The following is a 21100-nucleotide window of genomic DNA, read 5'->3' on the forward strand; positions in this document are numbered from 1 at the left end:
GGCACCCGTTCCTGCCCGATATTCACCACTTGGCCATATGGGCCCCGGGGCTGTACTCAGTGCGGAGCCGGACCGCCGGGCCGCGCGCCGAGGGTGTCGGCGGTCGCGACGAAGACGGTGAAGGTGTGGGCGGGCCGGGGGCGCGGCAGCAGGGTGAGGGCCAGCGCGAGGTAGCCGCGGGCCAGGTCGGCCCACAACCGCCAGGCGGGTGTCTCCTGCGGGGCGGTGGTCGCGGGGACTCGGCGGGCGAGGCCGCGGCGGAGGTCGGTCGCGGTGCGGCGCAGGACCGTCGTGAGGGTGGCGGGGGTGCGGCCGGTACTTGCGCCCGGGGCGCAGACCGGGACCGGGAGGAGTGGCACGCGGGCGGGTGCGTCGGTGCGTGCCCGTGCCGGTGTCGTCCGGTGGTGGAGCATGCGTATACCCATGCCCGCATCCTCACGGGAGACCGGGGGCGGGGCGTTTCCTCGGGGGCCACCGGAGTGACGGGGCGGGCGGCGTGGGCGGGGGCCGGGGGGCGCGGCCCGGCGTTGCGGGGTCCCCCTGCGCCCACCCGTGCCGCCTGGGGGTACCTCCCAGGCCGTTCAGGCACTGGGGGAGGCACGGGTGGGTGCGGCTGGAACGGCAGCCCGCGGCTAGTGTGCCGCCGATTCCCAGTCCGGGCCCGCGCCCACGGAGACGCCCAGGGGGACCCTGAGCTGCACCGCGTTCGCCATCTCGCGGCGGACGAGTTCCTCCGCCGCCGCGCGCTCCCCCGGGGCGATCTCCAGGACGATTTCGTCGTGGACCTGGAGGAGCATGCGGGACTCGAGGCCGGCCTCGCGCAGCGCCCTGTCCACGTTGAGCATGGCGATCTTGACGATGTCGGCCGCCGTGCCCTGGATCGGCGCGTTCAGGGCCATCCGCTCGGCCGCCTCGCGGCGCTGGCGGTTGTCGCTGTTGAGGTCGGGCAGATAGCGGCGGCGGCCGAAGAGGGTCGCCGTGTATCCGGTGGCCCGTGCCTCGTCGACGACCCGGCGCAAATAGTCCCGTACGCCGCCGAAGCGCTCGAAGTAGGCGTCCATCAGGCCCCGTGCCTCGGCCGCCTCGATGTTCAGCTGCTGGGAGAGGCCGAAGGCGGACAGTCCGTACGCCAGGCCGTAGGACATGGCCTTGATCTTGCGGCGCATCTCGGCGTCCACGGCGGACTGCTCGACGGAGAAGACCTGGGCGGCGGCGGTGGTGTGCAGGTCCTCGCCGGACGTGAACGCCTCGGTCAGGCCCGCGTCCTCGGAGAGGTGGGCCATCACCCGCAGCTCGATCTGGCTGTAGTCGGCCGTCATCAGGGACTCGAAGCCCTCGCCGACCACGAAGCCGCGGCGGATCGCCCGGCCCTCGTCGGTGCGGACCGGGATGTTCTGCAGGTTCGGGTCGGTGGACGAGAGGCGGCCGGTCGCGGCGACCGTCTGGTTGAACGTGGTGTGGATGCGGCCGTCCGCGGCGATCGTCTTGATCAGGCCCTCCACCGTGACGCGCAGCTTGGCCTGCTCGCGGTGGCGGAGCATGATCACCGGCAGTTCGTTGTCCGTCTGGGCCGCGAGCCAGGCCAGGGCGTCGGCGTCGGTGGTGTAGCCGGTCTTGGTCTTCTTGGTCTTCGGCAGGTTCAGCTCGCCGAAGAGGACCTCCTGGAGCTGCTTGGGCGAGCCGAGGTTGAACTCCCGGCCGGCCGCCGCGTGGGCCTCCTTCACGGCCTGCTGGACGGCGCCCGCGAACATCTGCTCCATGGCCTGGAGGTGCTCGCGGTCGGCCGCGATGCCGTGCCGCTCCATGCGGGCGAGCAGCGCGGAGGTGGGCAGCTCCATGTCGCGCAGCAGGTCGGCCGCGCCGACGTCCGCCAGGCGGCTCTCGAAGGTATCGCCCAGGTCTAGGATGGCGCGGGCCTGCACCATCAGCACCTCGGCCTCGGCGCCCTCGTCCGCGCCGAAGGCGAGCTGTCCGTCGGCCGCGGCGGCGGGGGCCAGCTCGCGGTGCAGGTACTCCAGGGACAGCGCGTCCAGGTCGAAGGAGCGGCGCCCCGGCTTGACCAGGTAGGCGGCGAGGGCGGTGTCCATGCCCACGCCGGCGACACTCCAGCCGTGCTCGGCGAAGACGCGCATCGCGCCCTTGGCGTTGTGGAAGACCTTCGGCCGCTCCGGGTCGGAGAGCCAGGAGCGGAACGCCGTCTCGTCGGCCTCGTCGATCTCCGTCGGGTCGAACCAGGCGGCCTTCCCGTCGGACGCGGCGAGCGCGACCTCGGTCACCGAGCCGGTGCCCAGGGCCCAGGTGTCGACCGTGGCCACGCCGAGCGGCTGTGTGCCGTGCTCGGCGAGCCAGCCGGCCAGCTCACCGGTGCCCAGCACGGTGCCGTCCAGCTCCACGCCGTCCGCCACCACCGGGGTGGCCTCGGCCTCCTCGGCGCCGGGGTCGACGGCGTAGAGCCGCTCGCGCAGGGAGGGGTTGCGGATCTCCAGGGTGTCCAGGATCACCGCGACGCCCTTGCGGTCGTAGGCCGTCCGCTCCAGGTCGGTGACGGTCCGCGGCAGCTCGACCCGACGCTCCAGCTCGGTGAGCCGGCGGTTGAGCTTCACGGACTCCAGGTGGTCGCGCAGGTTCTGCCCGGCCTTGCCCTTGACCTCGTCGACGCGCTCGACCAGCTCCGCGAACGACCCGAACTGGTTGATCCACTTCGCGGCGGTCTTCTCGCCGACGCCCGGGATGCCGGGCAGGTTGTCGGACGGGTCGCCGCGCAGCGCGGCGAAGTCGGGGTACTGGGCGGGGGTCAGCCCGTACTTCTCGAAGACCTTCTCCGGGGTGAAGCGGGTCAGTTCGGACACGCCCTTGGTCGGGTACAGGACCGTGGTGTGCTCGCTGACCAGCTGGAAGGAGTCCCGGTCGCCGGTGACGATCAGCACGTCGAAGCCCTCGGCCTCGGCCTGGGTGGCGAGGGTGGCGATGACGTCGTCGGCCTCGAAGCCCTCGACGGCGAAGCGGGGTACGTGCATGGAGTCGAGCAGCTCGCCGATCAGCTCCACCTGTCCCTTGAACTCGTCCGGGGTCTTGGAGCGGTTCGCCTTGTACTCGGTGAACTCCTCGGAGCGCCAGGTCTTGCGGGAGACGTCGAACGCCACCGCGAAGTGTGTGGGCGCCTCGTCACGCAGGGTGTTGGCCAGCATCGACGCGAAGCCGTAGATCGCGTTGGTCGGCTGGCCCGTCGCGGTCGTGAAGTTCTCCGCGGGCAGCGCGAAGAACGCGCGGTACGCCAGCGAGTGCCCGTCCATGAGCATCAGCCGCGGTCGGTCGCCGGAGGTGCTGTCGGTCTTCTTCGATGCTGTCTTCGCCACGACTCCGATCCTGCCATGTGCCACTGACAGTCGGTGCCGCGATCGCCTGTGGCACGGGCGCGGTTTGATGCCGCGGGTGCATCGTGGCTGGTCGCGCAGTTCCCCGCGCCCCTTCAGGGCGTGGCTCTCGCCCGGCGCTGGTAGCCGCCCTCGTTCCGGCGGCGCAACCACTGCCCGCCGGACTTGCCCCGCCCCGAGCGGCCTCCGTGTCACAGCGGCGTGCGAGGATCGGAGACGTACTTCACAACGCGTAAGCGAAGGAGCGCGCGATGGCGAGCAAGCCGCCCAAGGGTGATCCGGTTCAGGACGCGCCGCAGGTCTCGGAGCCCCAGCACGCGGCGGCGGGCATCCCCGCCATCGGCCACACCCTGCGGATCGCGCAGCGGCAGATGGGCGTGCGGCGGACGGCGCTGACGCTGCTGAGTGTCAACCAGAAGGACGGCTTCGACTGCCCGGGCTGCGCCTGGCCCGAGGGCGACCACCGGCACAAGGCGGAGTTCTGTGAGAACGGCGCCAAGGCGGTGGCCGAGGAGGCCACCCTGCGCCGCGTCACCCCGGAGTTCTTCGCCGCGCACTCCGTGGCCGACCTCGCCACCCGCAGCGGCTACTGGCTGGGCCAGCAGGGCCGGCTGACGCATCCGGTGTACCTCCCGGAGGGCGGCGAGCACTACGAGCCGGTCACCTGGGAGCGCGCCTTCGACATCGTCGCGGAGGAGATCGCCGCGCTGGACTCGCCCGACGAGGCGGTCTTCTACACCTCGGGGCGCACCAGCAACGAGGCGGCGTTCCTCTACCAGCTCTTCGCGCGCGAGCTGGGCACCAACAACCTGCCGGACTGCTCCAACATGTGCCACGAGTCGTCCGGCTCGGCCCTGTCGGAGACCATCGGCGTCGGCAAGGGCAGCGTCCTGCTGGAGGACCTGTACAAGTCCGACCTGATCATCGTGGCGGGCCAGAACCCGGGCACCAACCACCCGCGGATGCTCTCGGCGCTGGAGAAGGCCAAGGCGAACGGCGCGCGGATCATCAGCGTCAATCCGCTGCCCGAGGCCGGTCTGGAGCGCTTCAAGAACCCGCAGACCCCCAAGGGGCTCACCGCGGGGGCCTCCCTCACCGACCTCTTCCTGCAGATCCGGCTCGGCGGCGACCAGGCGCTGTTCCGGCTCCTCAACAAGCTGATCCTTCAGACCGAGGGCGCGGTCGACGAGGCCTTCGTCGAGGAACACACCCACGGCTTCGAGGAGTTCGCCGCGGCCGCCCGCGCCGCCGACTGGGACGAGACGCTCGCGGCGACCGGTCTCACGCGCGCGGAGATCGAGGCGGCGCTGCGCATGGTGCTCGCCTCCGAGCGCACCATCGTGTGCTGGGCGATGGGCCTGACCCAGCACAAGCACTCGGTGCCCACGATCCGCGAGGTGGTGAACTTCCTGCTGCTGCGCGGCAACATCGGCCGCCCCGGCGCGGGTGTGTGCCCGGTGCGCGGCCACTCCAACGTGCAGGGCGACCGCACGATGGGCATCTTCGAGCGGCCCGCGCCCGCCTTCCTGGACGCCCTGGAGAAGGAGTTCGGCTTCGCCCCGCCGCGCGAGCACGGCTACGACGTCGTACGGGCCATCCGCGCGCTGCGCGACGGCGACGCGAAGGTCTTCTTCGCCATGGGCGGCAACTTCGTCTCCGCCTCCCCCGACACGGAGGTCACCGAGGCGGCGATGCGCCGCGCCCGGCTCACCGTGCACGTGTCGACGAAGCTGAACCGCTCGCACGCGGTCACGGGCGCCCGGGCGCTCATCCTGCCGACGCTGGGCCGCACGGAGCGTGATCTCCAAGGCGGCGGCGAGCAGTTCGTGACCGTCGAGGACTCCATGGGCATGGTGCACGCCTCGCGCGGGCGGCTGGAGCCCGCGAGCCGGCAGTTGCTGTCCGAGCCCGCGATCGTGTGCCGGCTGGCGCGCCGGGTGCTGGGCGAGAAGAGCCGTACGCCGTGGGAGGAGTTCGAGAAGGACTACGCGACGATCCGCGACCGCATCGGGCGGGTCGTGCCGGGCTTCGAGGACTTCAACGCGCGGGTGGCGCACCCCGGGGGCTTCGCCCTCCCTCACGCCCCGCGCGACGAGCGCCGCTTCCCGACGGCCACCGGCAAGGCCAACTTCACCGCCGCGCCGGTCGAGTTCCCCGAGCTGCCCGAGGGGCGGCTGCTGCTCCAGACGCTGCGCTCGCACGACCAGTACAACACCACGATCTACGGCCTGGACGACCGCTACCGGGGGATCAGGAACGGCCGTCGCGTCGTCCTGGTGAACCCGGAGGACGCCCGGAAGCTGGACGTCGCGGACGGCTCGTACGTCGACCTGGTGAGCGAGTGGCGGGACGGGGTGGAGCGGCGGGCGCCCGGTTTCCGCGTCGTGCACTACCCGACGGCCCGGGGCTGCGCGGCGGCGTACTACCCGGAGACCAACGTCCTGGTGCCGCTGGACGCCACCGCGGACACCAGCAACACCCCGGCCAGCAAGTCCGTGGTGGTCCGTCTGGAACAATCGGCGACCGACTGAGCGTTTGCTCAGCGAAGCGAAGCGAGGCGGACGACCGGCCCCAGCGGCCGGCCGTCGGGCACAGACGGATCGACGAAACGGAGCCGGCCCATGGGCGAGCAGCAGCAGGTGCAGTTCCCGCAGGAGGTCATCGACGAGTACGCCGCGCTCGGCGTCGACCTGCCCGCGCTGTTCTCCGCCGGGCACCTGGGGACGCGCATGGGCGTCCAGATCGTCGAGGCGTCGGCGGACCGGGTCGTCGGCACGATGCCGGTGGAGGGAAACACCCAGCCGTACGGGCTGCTGCACGGCGGCGCCTCGGCCGTGCTCGCCGAGACGCTCGGGTCGGTCGGCTCGATGCTGCACGGCGGCGCCTCCAAGATCGCCGTCGGTGTCGACCTGAACTGCACCCATCACCGCGGGGCCCGCTCCGGCCTGGTCACCGGGGTGGCCACGCCGGTGCACCGGGGGCGGTCGACGGCGACGTACGAGGTCGTGATCAGTGACGAGCAGGACCGCCGTGTGTGCACGGCCCGGCTGACCTGCCTGCTGCGGGACGCGCACCCCGGCGACGGGGCCGCGGCGGGCTGAGACCCTCGCCGGACGCTCCGTGGTGCGGTGCGGGCCGGTACCGGCCCGCGGCACCCGTGACCGCGGCATTGCGGCCCGTCGTCCCGCGTCCTAGCGTCGGGGCATGGGGCGGGGAGGGGCACTCCGGCGGGGACGGGCGGCGCTGACGCTGGCGACGGCCGTCGTGGCCGTCGGCTGCGGCAACTCGGGCGACGGACCGGGCGGTTCCCCCGGCGCCGCGCACAGCGCGTCCGGGTCGTCCACGTCGTCGCCGTCAGCCGCGCCCTCCCAGCGCCCGTTGTCCGGCGCGGAGTTGTGCGTGAGCGCCGTCGGGTACTGGGCGCGCGAGATGCTGGACGGCGGCGAGCCCTACGGCGACTATCAGTCGATGGGACTGTCCAACCGGCAGTACGACGTCCTGCGGGAGGTCGTGGACGCGGCACGGGCCAGGGAGCGGCACCAGGGTGCCCCGGCCGCCGACGAGCTGATCGACCGCCAGGTGCGCCGGGCGTGTGCCGAGCGGTACCGCGACGGCGGTCCGAGCGTCGGCCCGTGGCAGCGATGAGCGGCATCGGGCCGGTCGAGCCGGGCGAGGACACCCGCGTCCGGGACGCCCCGCGGCCCCGGCCGCGCGGACGCCTCGCGCTGCGCCACGAGCGCCACCGCCGGACGGTCCTCGCCTCCGGCGCCGTCCTGGTCGTCCTGGCGGGCGGCGGCTACCTGTACGCGAGCCGTTCACAGCCCCGCCCCGCTTCCCCCGCCCCTCCGCCCTACCCGTCCCAGGCGGTCGACCTCGTCTACCTGGCCCCGGTGGCCGGTTCGCCGGGAGCCACGGCCGGCGGCTACCGCTTCACGGTGCTGCTGAGCGTGCGGTCGGGACCGCCCGTCACCGTGACCCGGCTGACCCAGCCCTACGACGGGCTGTCCGTGACGTCCTCCCCGGCGGCACCTTTCCTGACAAAATCGCATTCCACCCGCAAGATCATTGTCACGCTACGGGTGACGGAATGTGAAAAAGCGCCCCGGAATCCCGGACTCCCTTTCCTGGATGTAACACTGCGTAATGCGCGCGCAATAGAAGCCCACAGCTTCATCCTGGGCGCGCGCTATGCGCAGGACCTCTCCCAGGCCCTTGTGGTCGCCTGCAGCAACGATTCAAGGTAATCACCAAAACGCCCCAGACGCCTGAACCCGGGCGGTCCATCCTGCGGGTTCTCAGCATGCGGACAGGGCGAATCGGCCTGAATTCAGCCCTTCTTCCCAGCGAGTACCGCTCTGCAATACCCGATGTCATAACAAGAGAGTCACAGCCTCACCCAGACCCTCCTCCACCTTCCCCACACACGCTTAGAGTCACGGCCAGTCACCGCGCCGTCGGATTGTCATTTCGGCCTCGCGCTCGACTCGACCGCCTCCACGGGGAAGCGGCCGTGCCAGGGAAAGGACTGATCGTGCGTCAACGTTCGCTCATCGCCATCACCGCCGCTCTGGCGGCGGGAGCGCTCACCCTCACCGCCTGCGGCTCGCGCGACGACGACGGCGGCTCCGACTCCGGCAACGGCGGCGGGGGCACCACCGTCGTCATCGGCGTCGACGCCCCGCTGACCGGCGACCTGTCCGCGCTCGGCCTCGGCATCAAGAACTCGGTGGACCTCGCGGCCAAGACGGCCAACAAGGAGAAGACCGTCGACGGCATCACCTTCAAGGTCGAGGCCCTCGACGACCAGGGCCAGCCCTCCGTGGGCCAGCAGAACGCCACCAAGCTCGTCGCCAACGACGACGTCCTCGGTGTCGTCGGCCCGCTGAACTCCTCGGTCGGCGAGTCCATGCAGAAGGTCTTCGACACGGCCAAACTGGTCGAGGTCTCCCCGGCCAACACCAACCCCGCCCTCACCCAGGGTGTGGACTGGCAGAAGGAGAAGGTCCGGCCCTACAAGTCGTACTTCCGCACCGCGACCACGGACGCCGTCCAGGGCCCGTTCGCCGCGCAGTACATCTACAACGACGCCAAGAAGAAGAAGGTCTTCGTCATCGACGACAAGAAGACCTACGGCGCCGGTCTGGCCGCCACCTTCACCGAGGAGTTCAAGAAGCTCGGCGGCCAGGTCGCGGGCACCGAGCACATCAACCCGGACACCAAGGACTTCAACGCGGTCGCCACCAAGGTCAAGAACTCCGGCGCCGACGTCGTCTACTACGGCGGCGAATACCCGCAGGCCGGTCCGCTCAGCAAGCAGATCAAGGCCGCCGGTGCCAAGATCCCGGTGGTCGGCGGTGACGGCATCTACAGCGCCGACTTCATCAAGCTCGCCGGCGCCGGCGGCACCGGTGACCTCGCGACCTCCGTCGGCGCCCCGGTCGAGGAGCTGCCCTCCGCCAAGGAGTTCGTCGCCAACTACAAGGCCGCCGGTTACAAGGAGGCCTACGAGGCGTACGGCGGCTACTCCTACGACTCCGCCTGGGCGATCATCGAGGCTGTCAAGAAGGTCGTCGAGGACAACGACGGGAAGCTTCCCGACGACGCCCGCGCCAAGGTCACCGAGGCCATGCAGAACGTCTCCTTCGACGGTGTGACCGGAAAGGTCTCCTTCGACGAGTTCGGTGACGCGACGAACAAGCAGCTCACCGTGTACGCCGTCAAGAACGGTGCATGGGCGTCGGTGAAGTCCGGCACCTACACCGGCTGACCCACCTCCGCATCACTGCTCACGTGATCACGAGCCGCGCGGGGCGCTGTTCCACAGGCGCCCCGCGCGGACTCGCATCCGGCCACATCCGTCGAAATTTCCGAACGTCTCGGAGGACATGCGGTGAACGAACTGCCGCAGCAGCTGGTCAACGGCCTGCTACTGGGATCCATGTACGGGCTGGTCGCCATCGGCTACACGATGGTCTATGGCATCGTCCAGCTCATCAACTTCGCCCACGGCGAGATCTTCATGACCGGCGCCTTCGGCGCGCTCACGGTCTATCTGTACATCCTGCCCGACGGCACCTCCATGCTGATCGCCCTTCCCCTCATGCTCATCGGCGCGATGGTGGTCTCCGTCACCGTGGCCGTCGGGGCGGAACGGTTCGCCTATCGCCCGCTGCGCGGGGCCCCCCGCCTCGCCCCCCTCATCACCGCCATCGGCCTCTCCCTCGCCCTCCAGCAGGCGGTGTGGGCCTGGTACCCCGGCGCCAAGTCGAAGATCAGCTTCCCGCAGATCGAGGGCGGGCCGTTCCACATCGGCAGCGTCACCATCCAGACCGGCGACATCTTCCTGCTCGTCGCAGCCCCGGTCAGCATGGCCATCCTCGCCTACTTCGTGATGCGCACCCGCACCGGACGCGGCATGCAGGCCACCGCGCAGGACCCGGACACCGCCAAGCTGATGGGTGTCAACACGGACCGCATCATCGTGGTCGCCTTCGCCCTCGGTGCCGTCTTCGCCGCCGTCGGCGGAGTCGCCAACGGCCTGAAGTACGGCGACATCGACTTCCGGATGGGCTTCATCCTCGGCCTCAAGGCCTTCACCGCCGCCGTCCTCGGCGGCATCGGCAACATCTACGGCGCCATGATCGGCGGTGTCGTCCTCGGTGTCGCCGAGACCCTGGCCACCGCCTACATTGCCGACGTGCCCGGTCTGGACAAGCTCGGCAGCCAGTCCTGGGCGGACGTCTGGGCCTTCATCCTCCTCATCCTCGTGCTGCTGTTCAGGCCACAGGGCCTGCTCGGCGAACGCGTTGCGGACAGGGCGTGACACCGATGACCACACAGACCACCGCTCCGAAGACGGCCGGCGCCTCCGCCGCGGCCGACACCTCCAGCCTCATCGGCATACCCGCGCCCCTCGGCCGCGCCCTCGCCACCGGCGGCGGCGTCCTCACCGTCGTCTCGACCTTCCTGGCCTGGACGTGGACCGCCGCGTTCCCCGGCGACCTCACCGTCTACGGCTACCCGGGCGGCCTCCAGGTGCTGGTGCTGGTCGCCGGCGCCCTCACCATGCTGTTCGGCCTCGCCTCGTACGGCGTCAAGGGGCTGCGCTGGCTCGTGCCCGCCGGCGCCGACGCGGCGCTGAAGTTCGCCGCCCTCGCTGCCTTCGCGACCACCTGGTACACGATCGTCGCGATCAGCGCCCAGCTCGGCGGCCTGGTCAACCTGGAGCCCGGCGGTTACGTCGCCGCGGCCGCCACCCTGATCGCCCTCGTCGGTTCCCTCTCGCTCCCCTTCGAGCGCCCCGAACCGGACCCGATCGACCCCGACGACACCGGCTGGGAGCAGTTCAAGCACACCGCCTCCCACAACTGGCAGACCGTCAGGGCGGCCTTCGCCACCGGCACCCCGCGCCCCGTGCGCGCCCTGCCGTCCTACGCCGAGATCCTGATCATCGTCGCCGTCCTCGCGATCGCCCTGCTCGTCTTCACCTACGGCATCGGCACCGAGTACGACGAGCTCTTCGTCGGCTTCCTGATCGTCGCCGGGCTCGGCTTCGCCGCCGCGCACCGGGCCGGTCTGATCGCCCAGGCCACGGAGATCACCTCCCGGCACCAGAACATCACCGTCTGCGGCGCGTTCGTCGCGGCGGCCTGCTTCCCCTTCACGCAGTCCGACGACCAGTACGCCACGCTCGGCGTCTACATCCTCATCTTCGCCACGGTCGCCCTGGGCCTGAACATCGTCGTCGGCCTCGCGGGCCTGCTCGACCTCGGATACGTCGCCTTCCTCGGCGTCGGCGCCTACGCGGCCGCGCTGGTCTCCGGTTCACCCAGCTCGCCGTTCGACGTGCACTTCCCCTTCTGGGCCGCGGTCATCGTCGGTGCCCTCGCCTCGCTCGTTTTCGGTGTGCTCATCGGCGCCCCGACCCTGCGGCTGCGTGGCGACTACCTCGCCATCGTGACGCTCGGCTTCGGTGAGATCTTCCGCATCACCGCCAACAACCTGGACGGCACCTCGGGACCGGACCTCACCAACGGCTCCAACGGCGTCTCGTCCATCCCGGACCTCAAGATCCTCGGTCTGGACCTCGGCGTTCAGCACGACATCGGCGGCTTCGCGATCGGCCGCTTCGCCAACTACTTCTTCCTGATGCTGATCATCACGGCCGTCGTCGTCCTCGTCTTCCGACGCAGCGGCGACTCCCGTATCGGCCGGGCCTGGGTCGCCATCCGCGAGGACGAGACCGCCGCCCTGGCGATGGGCATCAACGGCTTCCGCGTCAAGCTCATCGCGTTCGCCGTCGGCGCCACCCTCGCGGGCCTGGCCGGCACCGTGCAGGCGCACGTGACCTACACGGTCACGCCCGAGCAGTACCTCTTCGCGGGCACCACCCCGCCCAACTCCGCCTTCCTGCTCGCCGCGGTCGTGCTCGGCGGCATGGGCACCATCGCGGGTCCGCTCATCGGCGCCTCGCTGCTCTTCCTGATCCCCAACAAGCTCCAGTTCCTCGGCGACTACCAACTCTTCGCCTTCGGACTCGCGCTCGTCCTGCTCATGCGCTTCCGTCCCGAAGGCCTCATCGCCAACAAGCGCCGCAAGCTGGAATTCCACGAAGAGGCCGAAGCGCCCACCACCCTGAGCAAGACAGGGGCCTGACCACCATGACCACCGACACCACCACCAAGGACACCGCACCGGGCGCCCCGGCCCCCGGCACCACCATCCTCGACGCGCGCGGTGTCACGATGCGCTTCGGCGGACTGACCGCCGTGAACGGCGTCGACCTCACCGTCAACAGCGGCGAGATCGTCGGCCTGATCGGCCCCAACGGCGCCGGCAAGACGACCTTCTTCAACTGCCTGACCGGCCTCTACATCCCGACCGAGGGCGAGGTCCGCTACAAGGGCCAGGTTCTGCCGGCCAAGTCCTTCAAGGTGACCGCCGCCGGCATCGCCCGTACCTTCCAGAACATCCGGCTGTTCGGCAACATGACCGTTCTGGAGAACGTCCTCGTCGGCCGGCACACGCGGACCAAGGAGGGCTTCTGGTCGGCCGTGCTGCGCGGTCCCGGCTTCCACCGCGCGGAGGCCGCCTCCCGCGAACGCGCCATGGAACTGCTGGAGTTCGTGGGCCTCTCCCCCAAGGCCGACCACCTCGCGCGCAACCTGCCCTACGGCGAGCAGCGCAAGCTGGAGATCGCCCGCGCGCTGGCCAGCGAGCCGGGGCTGCTGCTCCTGGACGAGCCGACGGCCGGCATGAACCCGCAGGAGACGCGGGCCACCGAGGAACTGGTCTTCGCCATCCGCGACCAGGGCATCGCCGTCCTCGTCATCGAGCACGACATGCGGTTCATCTTCAACCTCTGCGACCGCGTCGCCGTCCTCGTGCAGGGCGAGAAGCTCGTCGAGGGCGACAGCGCCACGGTGCAGGGCGACGAACGCGTGGTCGCCGCCTACCTCGGCGAGCCCCTCGCCGACGACCCCGGGGCCGCGGAGGCCGCCGAGGTGGAGGCCGCCGAGGCGGCCAAGGCCTCCGGGGCGGACACCACCACGGACACCGCGGCCGGCAAGGAGAACGACCGATGACCGCACTGCTCGAGGTCGAGGACCTCCGCGTCGCCTACGGCAAGATCGAGGCCGTCAAGGGCATCTCCTTCAAGGTGGACGCCGGTGAGGTGGTCACCCTCATCGGCACCAACGGCGCCGGCAAGACCACGACGCTGCGCACCCTGTCGGGGCTGCTGAAGCCGGTCGGCGGTCAGATCAAGTTCGGCGGCAAGTCGCTCAAGAAGGTCCCCGCGCACCAGATCGTCTCGCTGGGGCTCGCCCACTCCCCCGAGGGGCGGCACATCTTCCCGCGCATGACGATCGAGGACAATCTGCGCCTCGGCGCCTTCCTGCGCAGCGACCGGCCGGGCATCGAGAAGGACATCCAGCGCGCCTACGACCTCTTCCCGATCCTCGGTGAACGCCGCAAGCAGGCCGCGGGCACCCTGTCCGGCGGTGAGCAGCAGATGCTCGCCATGGGCCGTGCCCTGATGTCGCAGCCCAAGCTGCTCATGCTCGACGAGCCCTCCATGGGCCTCTCGCCGATCATGATGCAGAAGATCATGGCGACGATCGCGGAGCTGAAGTCGCAGGGCACCACGATCCTGCTCGTCGAGCAGAACGCCCAGGCCGCCCTGTCCCTGGCCGACCACGGCCACGTCATGGAGGTCGGCAACATCGTCCTGTCCGGCAGCGGCCAGGACCTGCTGCACGACGAGTCGGTCCGCAAGGCCTACCTCGGCGAGGACTGACGCCCCCGGGAAACCGTACGAGTGAGGCCCGCGCCCCCGATCGGGGACGCGGGCCTCACTCGTGCGTGCGCCGAAGGACTCAGCCCTTGGACGCCTTCTTCTCCTCGGCGTCCTGGATGACCGCCTCGGCCACCTGCTGCATCGACATCCGCCGGTCCATGGAGGTCTTCTGGATCCACCGGAAGGCGGCCGGCTCGGTCAGCCCGTACTCCGTCTGGAGCACCGACTTGGCGCGGTCCACCAGCTTGCGGGTCTCCAGGCGGAGGCTGAGGTCGGCGACCTCCTTCTCAAGCGCCTTCAGCTCCGTGAACCGCGAGACGGCCATCTCGATCGCCGGCACGACGTCGCTCTTGCTGAACGGCTTCACGAGGTACGCCATGGCTCCGGCGTCCCGGGCCCGCTCCACCAGGTCGCGCTGCGAGAAGGCGGTCAGCATCAGCACCGGCGCGATGCTCTCCTCGGCGATCTTCTCGGCCGCGGAGATGCCGTCGAGCTTGGGCATCTTGACGTCGAGGATCACCAGGTCGGGCCGGTGCTCGCGGGCCAGCTCCACGGCCTGCTCACCGTCACCGGCCTCACCGACGACGGAGTACCCCTCCTCCTCCAGCATCTCTTTGAGGTCCAGCCGGATGAGCGCCTCGTCCTCGGCGATGACGACACGGGTCGTCAGCGGAGGCACGTGCGACTGGTCGTCGTCGGGCACGTCTACGGGCTGGGGCGACTCGGGGGCGGTCACGTGGGCTCCTCGTTCGGGGCAGGGGTACTGCTGACAAGAGCCTACCTAGCTCCTGTATGTTTGAGTCACCGAGGGGCTACACTGACCTTCGGTTCGAAGAGGCTCCGGTAGTCCAATCGGCAGAGACGATGCCCTCAAAAGGCATTCAGTGTGGGTTCGAGTCCCACCCGGGGCACTTTACCTTCGTTTCGAAGGCATCCCGAAGTCCGCCGCGGGGACACCCGTTCAGCGGTCGTCCTCCCCGATGTGGTGCACCCGCACCAGGTTCGTCGTGCCGGACACCCCCGGCGGAGAACCGGCCGTGATGACCACGGTGTCCCCCTTCTCGCACCGCCCGTACCGGGTGAGCAGCTCGTCCACCTGGTCGACCATCGCGTCCGTGGAGTCCACGTGCGGGCCGAGGAACGTCTCCACGCCCCAGGTCAGGCTCAGTTGCGAGCGGGTCGCCGGTTCCGGGGTGAAGGCGAGCAGCGGAATGGGCGAGCGGTAGCGGGACAGGCGGCGGACGGTGTCGCCGGACTGGGTGAAGGCGACCAGGAACTTCGCGCCGAGGAAGTCGCCCATCTCGGCCGCCGCGCGGGCGACCGCTCCGCCCTGGGTGCGAGGCTTGTTGCGGTCGGTCAGCGGGGGCAGCCCCTTGGCCAGGATGTCCTCCTCCGCCGCTTCGACGATCCGGGCCATCGTGCGCACCGTGTCGGTCGCGTGCTTGCCCACGCTGGTCTCGCCGGAGAGCATCACCGCGTCCGTGCCGTCGATGACCGCGTTGGCGACGTCGGAGGCCTCCGCGCGGGTCGGGCGGGCGTTGTCGATCATCGAGTCGAGCATCTGGGTGGCGACGATGACCGGCTTGGCGTTGCGCTTGGCCAGCTTGATGGCGCGCTTCTGGACGATCGGCACCTGCTCCAGGGGCATCTCGACACCGAGGTCGCCCCGGGCGACCATGATCCCGTCGAAGGCCGCGACGATGTCCTCGATGTTCTCCACGGCCTGCGGCTTCTCGACCTTGGCGATCACGGGCAGGCGGCGGCCCTCCTCGTCCATGATGCGGTGCACCTCGAGGACGTCCCGCCCGCTGCGCACGAAGGACAGCGCCACGACGTCGAAGCCGCTGCGCAGCGCCCAGCGCAGGTCGTCCTCGTCCTTCTTCGACAGGGCGGGCACGGACACCGCGACGCCGGGCAGGTTGAGGCCCTTGTGGTCGGAGACCATGCCGCCCTCGACCACCCTGGTGCGCACGCGCGGCCCGTCGACGCCGGTCACCTCCAGGCAGACCCTGCCGTCGTCGACGAGGACGCGCTCACCGGGGGTGACGTCCTCGGCGAGGCCCGCGTACGTCGTGCCGCAGGTGTGGCGGTCGCCCTCGACGCCCTCCTCGACGGTGATGGTGAAGCTGTCGCCGCGTTCAAGGAGTACGGGCCCCTCACCGAAGTGGCCGAGGCGGATCTTCGGACCCTGAAGGTCCGCGAGGGTGCCGACGCTGCGGCCCGTCTCGTCGGACGCCTTGCGGACCCGGCGGTAGCGCTCCTCGTGCTCGGCGTGGGTGCCGTGGCTGAAATTGAAGCGGGCGATGTCCATACCGGCGTCGACCAGGTCCTTGATCTGGTCGTACGAGTCGGTGGCGGGCCCAAGAGTACAGACGATCTTTGCTCGGCGCATGAGTCGAGCCTATGACTTACTGCCGGGTAGCGAATTGGCCACGCATGACCACTCAACAACCTTTGAGTAAAGGGATATTGACAAGTGTTGAATTGTGCGGCAAGCCGCTCCGATGAGCATTCGAATGGGACTGCACCTCTTGACAGGAGACATGTTCAGGACAGAATCTACGCGCGTTGCCACTGTCTGCGCGGGTCCACCGAGGAGAGTCAGTCATGCCGTTGAACCGCCGCACGTTCCTGAGCAGGTCCGCCGTGACGGGGGCGGGGGTCGCCCTGGCCGGCGCGGCGGCTGCTCCGGCGGCCGAGGCCGCGGCCCCCGCGCACCGGGGCCGCCGGAAGCCCAAGCGGTACGCGCTGACCGTGCTCGGCACCACCGACCTGCACGGACACGTCTTCAACTGGGACTACTTCAAGGACGCCGAGTACACGGACACGGCGGGCAACGCCCAGGGCCTCGGCCGGATCTCCACCCTGGTGGACCAGGTCCGCGAGGAGAAGGGCCGCCACAACACCCTGCTGCTGGACGCGGGCGACACCATTCAGGGCACCCCGCTGACGTACTACTACGCGAAGGTGGACCCGATCACCGCCGAGGGCGGTCCGGTGCACCCGATGGCACAGGCGATGAACGCCATCGGCTACGACGCGGTGGCCCTCGGCAACCACGAGTTCAACTACGGCATCGAGACGCTGCGCCGGTTCGAGGAGCAGTGCGACTTCCCGCTGCTCGGGGCGAACGCGGTCGACGCCAAGACCCTGAAGCCCGCCTTCCCGCCGTACTTCATGAAGACGTTCCGGGTGAAGGGCGCGCCGCCGGTGAAGGTGGCGGTGCTGGGGCTGACCAACCCCGGCATCGCGATCTGGGACAAGGCGTACGTCCAGGGGAAGCTGGCCTTCCCGGGGCTGGAGGAGCAGGCGGCCAAGTGGGTGCCGAAGCTGCGTTCGATGGGCGCGGACGTGGTGGTCGTCTCCGCCCACTCGGGCTCCTCGGGCACGTCCTCCTACGGTGACCAGGTCCCCTACGTCGAGAACGCGGCGGCCAACGTGGCCCGGCAGGTGCCGGGCATCGACGCCATCCTCGTCGGGCACGCGCACGAGGAGATCGCCGAGCTGAAGGTCGTCAACGAGCGGACCGGGAAGACGGTCGTGCTGTCGGAGCCGCTGTGCTACGCCGAGCGGCTCACCCTGTTCGACTTCGAGCTGGTCTTCGAGCGGGGCCGCTGGCACGTCGAGTCGGTGAAGGCCTCGCTGCGCAACTCCAACGCGGTCGAGGACGACCCGCGGATCACGAGGCTGCTGGCGGACGAGCACGAGAAGGTCGTGGCGTACGTCAACCAGGTCGTCGGCACCGCCACCGAGACGCTGACCACGGTCGAGGCGCGGTACAAGGACGCCCCGATCATCGACCTGATCACCAAGGTGCAGGAGGACGTGGTCAAGGAGGCGCTGGCGGGCACGGAGTACGCCGCGCTGCCGGTCCTCGCGCAGGCGTCGCCCTTCTCGCGGACCTCCGAGATCCCGGCCGGCGACGTGACGATCCGGGACCTGTCGAGCCTGTACGTGTACGACAACACGCTGGTCGCGAAGCTGCTGACGGGCGCGCAGCTGCGGGCGTACCTGGAGTACTCGGCGGAGTACTACGTGCGGACGGCCGCCGGTGCGCCGGTGGACGTGGACAAGCTGACCAACGCGAACGGCCGTCCGGACTACAACTACGACTACGTGTCGGGGCTGAAGTACGAGATCGACGTGGCGCAGGCGGCCGGTTCTCGGATCAGGAACCTCAGCTACGGCGGTGCCCCGCTGGACGACGCCCAGCAGTTCGTGCTGGCCGTGAACAACTACCGGGCCAACGGCGGCGGCGCCTTCCCGCACGTGGCGTCGGCCAAGGAGCTGTGGTCGGAGTCGACGGAGATCCGCACCCGGATCGCGGAGTGGGCGACCGCGAAGGGCGTGCTGGACCCGAAGGACTTCGCGTCCGTGGACTGGTCGCTGACGCGCGACGGCACGCCGGTGTTCTGACCGGCCCGCCGGAGGCGGCCGCCTCTCAGACTCCGTCCACCAGAGGGGTGAGCGCCCGGTGGTGGCGGGCGGACGGGATCTGGGGCCGGCCGCCCTCTAGGCCGAAGGTGGTGAAGGCGGTGCGGGCGGGCAGCGGGTACGGCTCGCGCCCGGTGAGGTCGTTGAGGATGGTCGCGCTGCGCCAGGCGGCGAGGCCCAGGTCGGGCGTGCCGACCCCGTGGGTGTGCGTCTCGGCGTTCTGGACGTAGACGGAGCCGGTGACACACGGGTCCAGGACGAGGCGGTGGCGGTCGTCGACGCGGGGGCGTTCGGAGTTGTCGCGCCGCATGTACGGGTCGAGACCGGCGAGGAGGCGGCCGAGCGGGCGTTCGCGGTGGCCGGTGGCGAGGACGACGGCGTCGGTGGTGAGGCGGGAGCGGGTCTTCTGCTGCTCGTGTTCCAGGTGGAGCTCGACCTGGGTGGCGGCGATGCGGCCGGCGGTGCGGACGTGGACGCCGGGGGTGAGGGTGGTGTCGGGCCAGCCGCCGTCGAGGGTGCGCCGGTACAGCTCGTCGTGGATGGCGGCGGTGGTGTCGGCGTCGATGCCCTTGTGCAGCTGCCACTGGGCGGCGACGAGGCGGTCGCGGACCGGTTCGGCCAGGCCGTGGAAGTAGCGGGTGTAGTCGGGGGTGAAGTGTTCGAGGCCGAGCTTGGAGTACTCCATGGGCGCGAGGGCCTCGGTACGGCCCAGCCAGTGCAGCCGCTCGCGGCCGGCGGGGCGGTGGCGGAGCAGGTCGAGGAAGACCTCCGCGCCGGACTGGCCGGTGCCGATGACGGTGACGTGCCCGGCGGCCAGGAGCGTGTCGCGGTGGCGGAGGTAGTCGGCGGCGTGCACGACGGGGACGGCGGGGTCCTCGGCGAGGGGCCTGAGCGGGTCGGGGACGTGGGGTTCGGTGCCGATGCCGAGGACGACGTTCCTGGTGTGGGTGCGGCCGAGGGCCTCGGCCTCCCCGTCGGCGTCGAGCTGGGTGTAGTCGACCTCGAAGAGGTCGCGGTCGGGGTTCCAGCGGACGGCGTCGACCTGGTGGTGGAAGCGGAGCGCGGGCAGGTTCTCGGCGACCCAGCGGCAGTAGGCGTCGTACTCGGCGCGCTCGATGTGGAAGCGTTCGGCGAAGTAGAAGGGGAAGAGGCGTTCTCTGGCCCTGAGGTGGCTGAGGAAGCTCCAGGGGCTCGCCGGGTCGACGAGGGTGACCAGGTCGGCGAGGAAGGGCACCTGGACGCGCGCGCCGTCGAGGAGCAGGCCGGGGTGCCAGCGGAAGCCGGGGCGCTGGTCGTAGAAGACGGCGTCGAGGCCGGTGAGGGGGTCGGCGAGGGCCGCGAGGGAGAGGTTGAAGGGGCCGATGCCGATGCCGACGAGGTCGCGGGGGGCGTCGGGGGTGTCGTGCGCGGGGGTGTTCATCGCGGGACGTGTCCTTCCACGAGCGTCAGGAGTGCTGCGAGGTCGCCTGGGCGGGTGTGAGGGTTCAGCAGGGTCGCCTTGAGCCAGAGCCGGCCGTCGGCGCGGGCGCGGCCGAGGACGGCGCTGCCGGTGGTGAGCAGCGCGCGGCGTACGGCGGCGACGTCGTCGTCGGTCGCCCCCGCGGGCCGGAACAGGACCGTGCTGATGGCGGGCGGGGCGTGCAGTGCGAACCCGGGGTGGGCCTCGACCAGTCCGGCGAGTTCCTGGGCCAGGGAGCAGACCGCGTCGACGAGGGCGCCCAGCCCGGCGCGGCCCAGGGTCTTGAGGGTGACGGCGGTCTTCAGGACGTCGGGGCGGCGGCTGGTGCGCGGGGAGCGTGAGAGGAGATCGGGGAGGCCCGCGTCGGTGTCGTCGTCGGCGTTGAGGTAGTCGGCGCGGTGGTGGAGGGCGGCGAGGTCGTCGGGGTCCGCGACGGTGAGGAGGCCGGCGGGGATCGGCTGCCAGCCGAGCTTGTGCAGGTCCAGGGCGACGGTGTCGGCGGCCTCCAGCCCCGCGAGCCGCGCGCGGTGCCGGTCGCTGAACAGCAGGCCGGCGCCGTAGGCGGCGTCGACGTGGAGGCGGGCGCCGTGGACGGCGCAGCGGTCGGCGATCTCGGGCAGCGGGTCGATGAGTCCGGCGTCGGTGGTGCCCGCGGTGGCGGCGACGAGGTGCGGGCCGGGGATCTGGGTGAGGGCCTCGTCGAGGGCGGCGGGGTCGAGGGTGCCGGCGGGGGCGGGGACGACGACGGGTTCGGGCAGCCCGAGCAGCCAGGCGGCGCGGGGCAGCGAGTGGTGGGCGCCGGCCCCGTGGACCAGCCGCAGGCCTGCGCCGTGCCGTTCGCGGGCGAGCAGCACGGCGAGCTGGTTGGACTCGGTGCCGCCGGTGGTGACGACGGCGTCGGCGGCGCCGGTCTCCCGGGCGAGGGCGCGGGTGACGAGGGCCTCGAGGGCGGAGGCGGCGGGTGCCTGGTCCCAGGAGTCGAGGGAGGGGTTGAGGACGCTCGCGGCGAGGTCGGCGGCGGCCGCGACGGCGAGCGGCGGGGTGTGCAGATGGGCCGCGCACAGGGGGTGGGCGGGGTCGGCGGCGCCCTCGGCGAGCGCGGTGACCAGGACGCGGAGCGCCTCGGGGTCGCCCCGGTCGGGCAGGATCTCGCCGGCCGCGTCCGCCACCCGGGCGGCGACGGCACCGGGGCCGCCCGCGGGCAGCGGGCCGCCGCGTGCGGCCGTGCCGGCGCGCAGGGCGTCGAGCACGGTGTCGAGCAGGGGCCGCAGGGCGTCGGTGCCGTGCGGGCCCGAGGCGAGGGGCGGCATGCCCATGAGCTGTCCTCCGGGCACGGGGGGCTGGGGTTCCAGCTTCCACGCGGAAGGGCGGGTACGCCCGGACAGCTCAGCGATCACAACCCGAAAGGGGTATCCCGGCGGCTCTCGGCCGGCCGCGGGGGGGGGTTTCTTCCGAAGTCGCCCTCCCCCCCCCCCGCTTTCCCCCCCCGTCCTCCCCCCCCCCCCCCACCTCCTCGCCCAACCCGAGAACCGGGCC

General features: G+C 71.0%; 16 protein-coding genes and 1 tRNA gene. 11 read left to right on the plus strand and 6 right to left on the minus strand.

Going from position 1 to position 21100, the window contains the following annotated elements:
• Positions 1-56: 56 nt before the first annotated feature.
• Complete coding sequence (locus ACZ56V_RS25610) at positions 57-425, minus strand: hypothetical protein (protein ID WP_467382983.1); 369 nt, start codon at positions 423-425, stop codon at positions 57-59.
• Positions 426-632: 207 nt separating this feature from the next.
• Positions 633-3356: a DNA polymerase I gene (gene polA, locus ACZ56V_RS25615; RefSeq protein ID WP_467382985.1), complete on the minus strand. Its 2724-nt coding sequence runs from the start codon at positions 3354-3356 to the stop codon at positions 633-635.
• Positions 3357-3625: 269 nt separating this feature from the next.
• On the opposite strand from polA, the gene ACZ56V_RS25620 reads away from it, so the two are divergent.
• The 9 genes from ACZ56V_RS25620 (at position 3626) to ACZ56V_RS25660 (ending at position 13671) form a co-directional block, all read left to right on the plus strand.
• Entirely contained in the window at positions 3626-5905 is a 2280-nt protein-coding gene (locus tag ACZ56V_RS25620) for an FdhF/YdeP family oxidoreductase (protein ID WP_398912655.1), read from the plus strand.
• Between the two features lie 90 nt (positions 5906-5995).
• Complete coding sequence (locus tag ACZ56V_RS25625) at positions 5996-6475, plus strand: PaaI family thioesterase (protein ID WP_468945499.1); 480 nt, start codon at positions 5996-5998, stop codon at positions 6473-6475.
• Positions 6476-6578: 103 nt separating this feature from the next.
• A complete protein-coding gene (locus tag ACZ56V_RS25630; protein WP_468945502.1) occupies positions 6579-7019 on the plus strand; it encodes a hypothetical protein in 441 nt (146 codons plus the stop codon).
• On the plus strand, positions 7016-7618 hold the full coding sequence (locus tag ACZ56V_RS25635) for a Tat pathway signal sequence domain protein (protein WP_398912887.1): 603 nt from the start codon (positions 7016-7018) through the stop codon (positions 7616-7618). Before ACZ56V_RS25630 ends, ACZ56V_RS25635 begins: the two co-directional genes overlap by 4 nt.
• 287 nt (positions 7619-7905) lie before the next feature.
• Positions 7906-9141, plus strand: coding sequence for a branched-chain amino acid ABC transporter substrate-binding protein (locus tag ACZ56V_RS25640; protein ID WP_468945504.1), 1236 nt, complete (start codon positions 7906-7908; stop codon positions 9139-9141).
• Positions 9142-9264: 123 nt separating this feature from the next.
• Positions 9265-10197, plus strand: a complete 933-nt coding sequence (locus ACZ56V_RS25645; protein WP_030185939.1) for a branched-chain amino acid ABC transporter permease — start codon at positions 9265-9267, stop codon at positions 10195-10197.
• A 5-nt stretch (positions 10198-10202) separates the two neighbouring features.
• The gene (locus ACZ56V_RS25650) at positions 10203-12029 is read left to right on the plus strand and encodes a branched-chain amino acid ABC transporter permease (RefSeq protein WP_398912661.1); all 1827 of its coding nucleotides are present in this window, start codon (positions 10203-10205) and stop codon (positions 12027-12029) included.
• Between the two features lie 5 nt (positions 12030-12034).
• Positions 12035-12958 carry an ABC transporter ATP-binding protein gene (locus tag ACZ56V_RS25655; protein WP_398912663.1) on the plus strand — a complete coding sequence of 308 codons (924 nt, stop codon included), beginning with the start codon at positions 12035-12037 and terminating at the stop codon, positions 12956-12958.
• Complete coding sequence (locus ACZ56V_RS25660; protein ID WP_109031890.1) at positions 12955-13671, plus strand: ABC transporter ATP-binding protein; 717 nt, start codon at positions 12955-12957, stop codon at positions 13669-13671. The genes ACZ56V_RS25655 and ACZ56V_RS25660 overlap by 4 nt, the downstream gene beginning before the upstream one ends.
• A 79-nt stretch (positions 13672-13750) precedes the next feature.
• On the opposite strand, the gene ACZ56V_RS25665 is transcribed toward ACZ56V_RS25660, so the two are convergent.
• Positions 13751-14407, minus strand: a complete 657-nt coding sequence (locus tag ACZ56V_RS25665) for an ANTAR domain-containing response regulator (RefSeq protein ID WP_104635570.1) — start codon at positions 14405-14407, stop codon at positions 13751-13753.
• A 101-nt stretch (positions 14408-14508) separates the two neighbouring features.
• Here ACZ56V_RS25665 and ACZ56V_RS25670 point away from each other — a divergent pair.
• Positions 14509-14582 (plus strand) — tRNA-Leu (locus ACZ56V_RS25670).
• Positions 14583-14632: 50 nt separating this feature from the next.
• On the opposite strand, the gene pyk is transcribed toward ACZ56V_RS25670, so the two are convergent.
• A complete protein-coding gene (gene pyk / locus ACZ56V_RS25675; RefSeq protein WP_356362939.1) occupies positions 14633-16063 on the minus strand; it encodes a pyruvate kinase in 1431 nt (476 codons plus the stop codon).
• A gap of 215 nt (positions 16064-16278) precedes the next feature.
• Here pyk and ACZ56V_RS25680 point away from each other — a divergent pair, with 215 nt between their 5' ends.
• Positions 16279-18087 (plus strand): bifunctional metallophosphatase/5'-nucleotidase, encoded by a 1809-nt coding sequence (locus tag ACZ56V_RS25680; protein WP_356362941.1) that lies wholly within the window; start codon positions 16279-16281, stop codon positions 18085-18087.
• A 25-nt stretch (positions 18088-18112) separates the two neighbouring features.
• On the opposite strand, the gene ACZ56V_RS25685 is transcribed toward ACZ56V_RS25680, so the two are convergent.
• A complete protein-coding gene (locus ACZ56V_RS25685; protein WP_398912670.1) occupies positions 18113-19525 on the minus strand; it encodes a lysine N(6)-hydroxylase/L-ornithine N(5)-oxygenase family protein in 1413 nt (470 codons plus the stop codon).
• Positions 19522-20880, minus strand: coding sequence for a pyridoxal phosphate-dependent decarboxylase family protein (locus tag ACZ56V_RS25690; RefSeq protein WP_468945510.1), 1359 nt, complete (start codon positions 20878-20880; stop codon positions 19522-19524). The genes ACZ56V_RS25685 and ACZ56V_RS25690 overlap by 4 nt, the downstream gene beginning before the upstream one ends.
• Between the last annotated feature and the right edge of the window lie 220 nt (positions 20881-21100).

The sequence above is a fragment of the Streptomyces sp. NPDC034099 genome (assembly GCF_055575415.1).

What these genes read in the sequence shown, in the direction of transcription:
- ACZ56V_RS25610 (WP_467382983.1), bottom strand. Translation starts at nt 425, where the DNA reads ATGGGTATACGCATGCTCCACCACCGGACGACACCGGCACGGGCACGC.
- ACZ56V_RS25620 (WP_398912655.1), top strand. Translation starts at nt 3,626, where the DNA reads ATGGCGAGCAAGCCGCCCAAGGGTGATCCGGTTCAGGACGCGCCGCAG.
- ACZ56V_RS25625 (WP_468945499.1), top strand. Translation starts at nt 5,996, where the DNA reads ATGGGCGAGCAGCAGCAGGTGCAGTTCCCGCAGGAGGTCATCGACGAG.
- ACZ56V_RS25630 (WP_468945502.1), top strand. Translation starts at nt 6,579, where the DNA reads ATGGGGCGGGGAGGGGCACTCCGGCGGGGACGGGCGGCGCTGACGCTG.
- ACZ56V_RS25635 (WP_398912887.1), top strand. Translation starts at nt 7,016, where the DNA reads ATGAGCGGCATCGGGCCGGTCGAGCCGGGCGAGGACACCCGCGTCCGG.
- ACZ56V_RS25650 (WP_398912661.1), top strand. Translation starts at nt 10,203, where the DNA reads ATGACCACACAGACCACCGCTCCGAAGACGGCCGGCGCCTCCGCCGCG.
- ACZ56V_RS25655 (WP_398912663.1), top strand. Translation starts at nt 12,035, where the DNA reads ATGACCACCGACACCACCACCAAGGACACCGCACCGGGCGCCCCGGCC.
- ACZ56V_RS25660 (WP_109031890.1), top strand. Translation starts at nt 12,955, where the DNA reads ATGACCGCACTGCTCGAGGTCGAGGACCTCCGCGTCGCCTACGGCAAG.
- pyk (WP_356362939.1), bottom strand. Translation starts at nt 16,063, where the DNA reads ATGCGCCGAGCAAAGATCGTCTGTACTCTTGGGCCCGCCACCGACTCG.
- ACZ56V_RS25680 (WP_356362941.1), top strand. Translation starts at nt 16,279, where the DNA reads ATGCCGTTGAACCGCCGCACGTTCCTGAGCAGGTCCGCCGTGACGGGG.
- ACZ56V_RS25685 (WP_398912670.1), bottom strand. Translation starts at nt 19,525, where the DNA reads ATGAACACCCCCGCGCACGACACCCCCGACGCCCCCCGCGACCTCGTC.
- ACZ56V_RS25690 (WP_468945510.1), bottom strand. Translation starts at nt 20,880, where the DNA reads ATGGGCATGCCGCCCCTCGCCTCGGGCCCGCACGGCACCGACGCCCTG.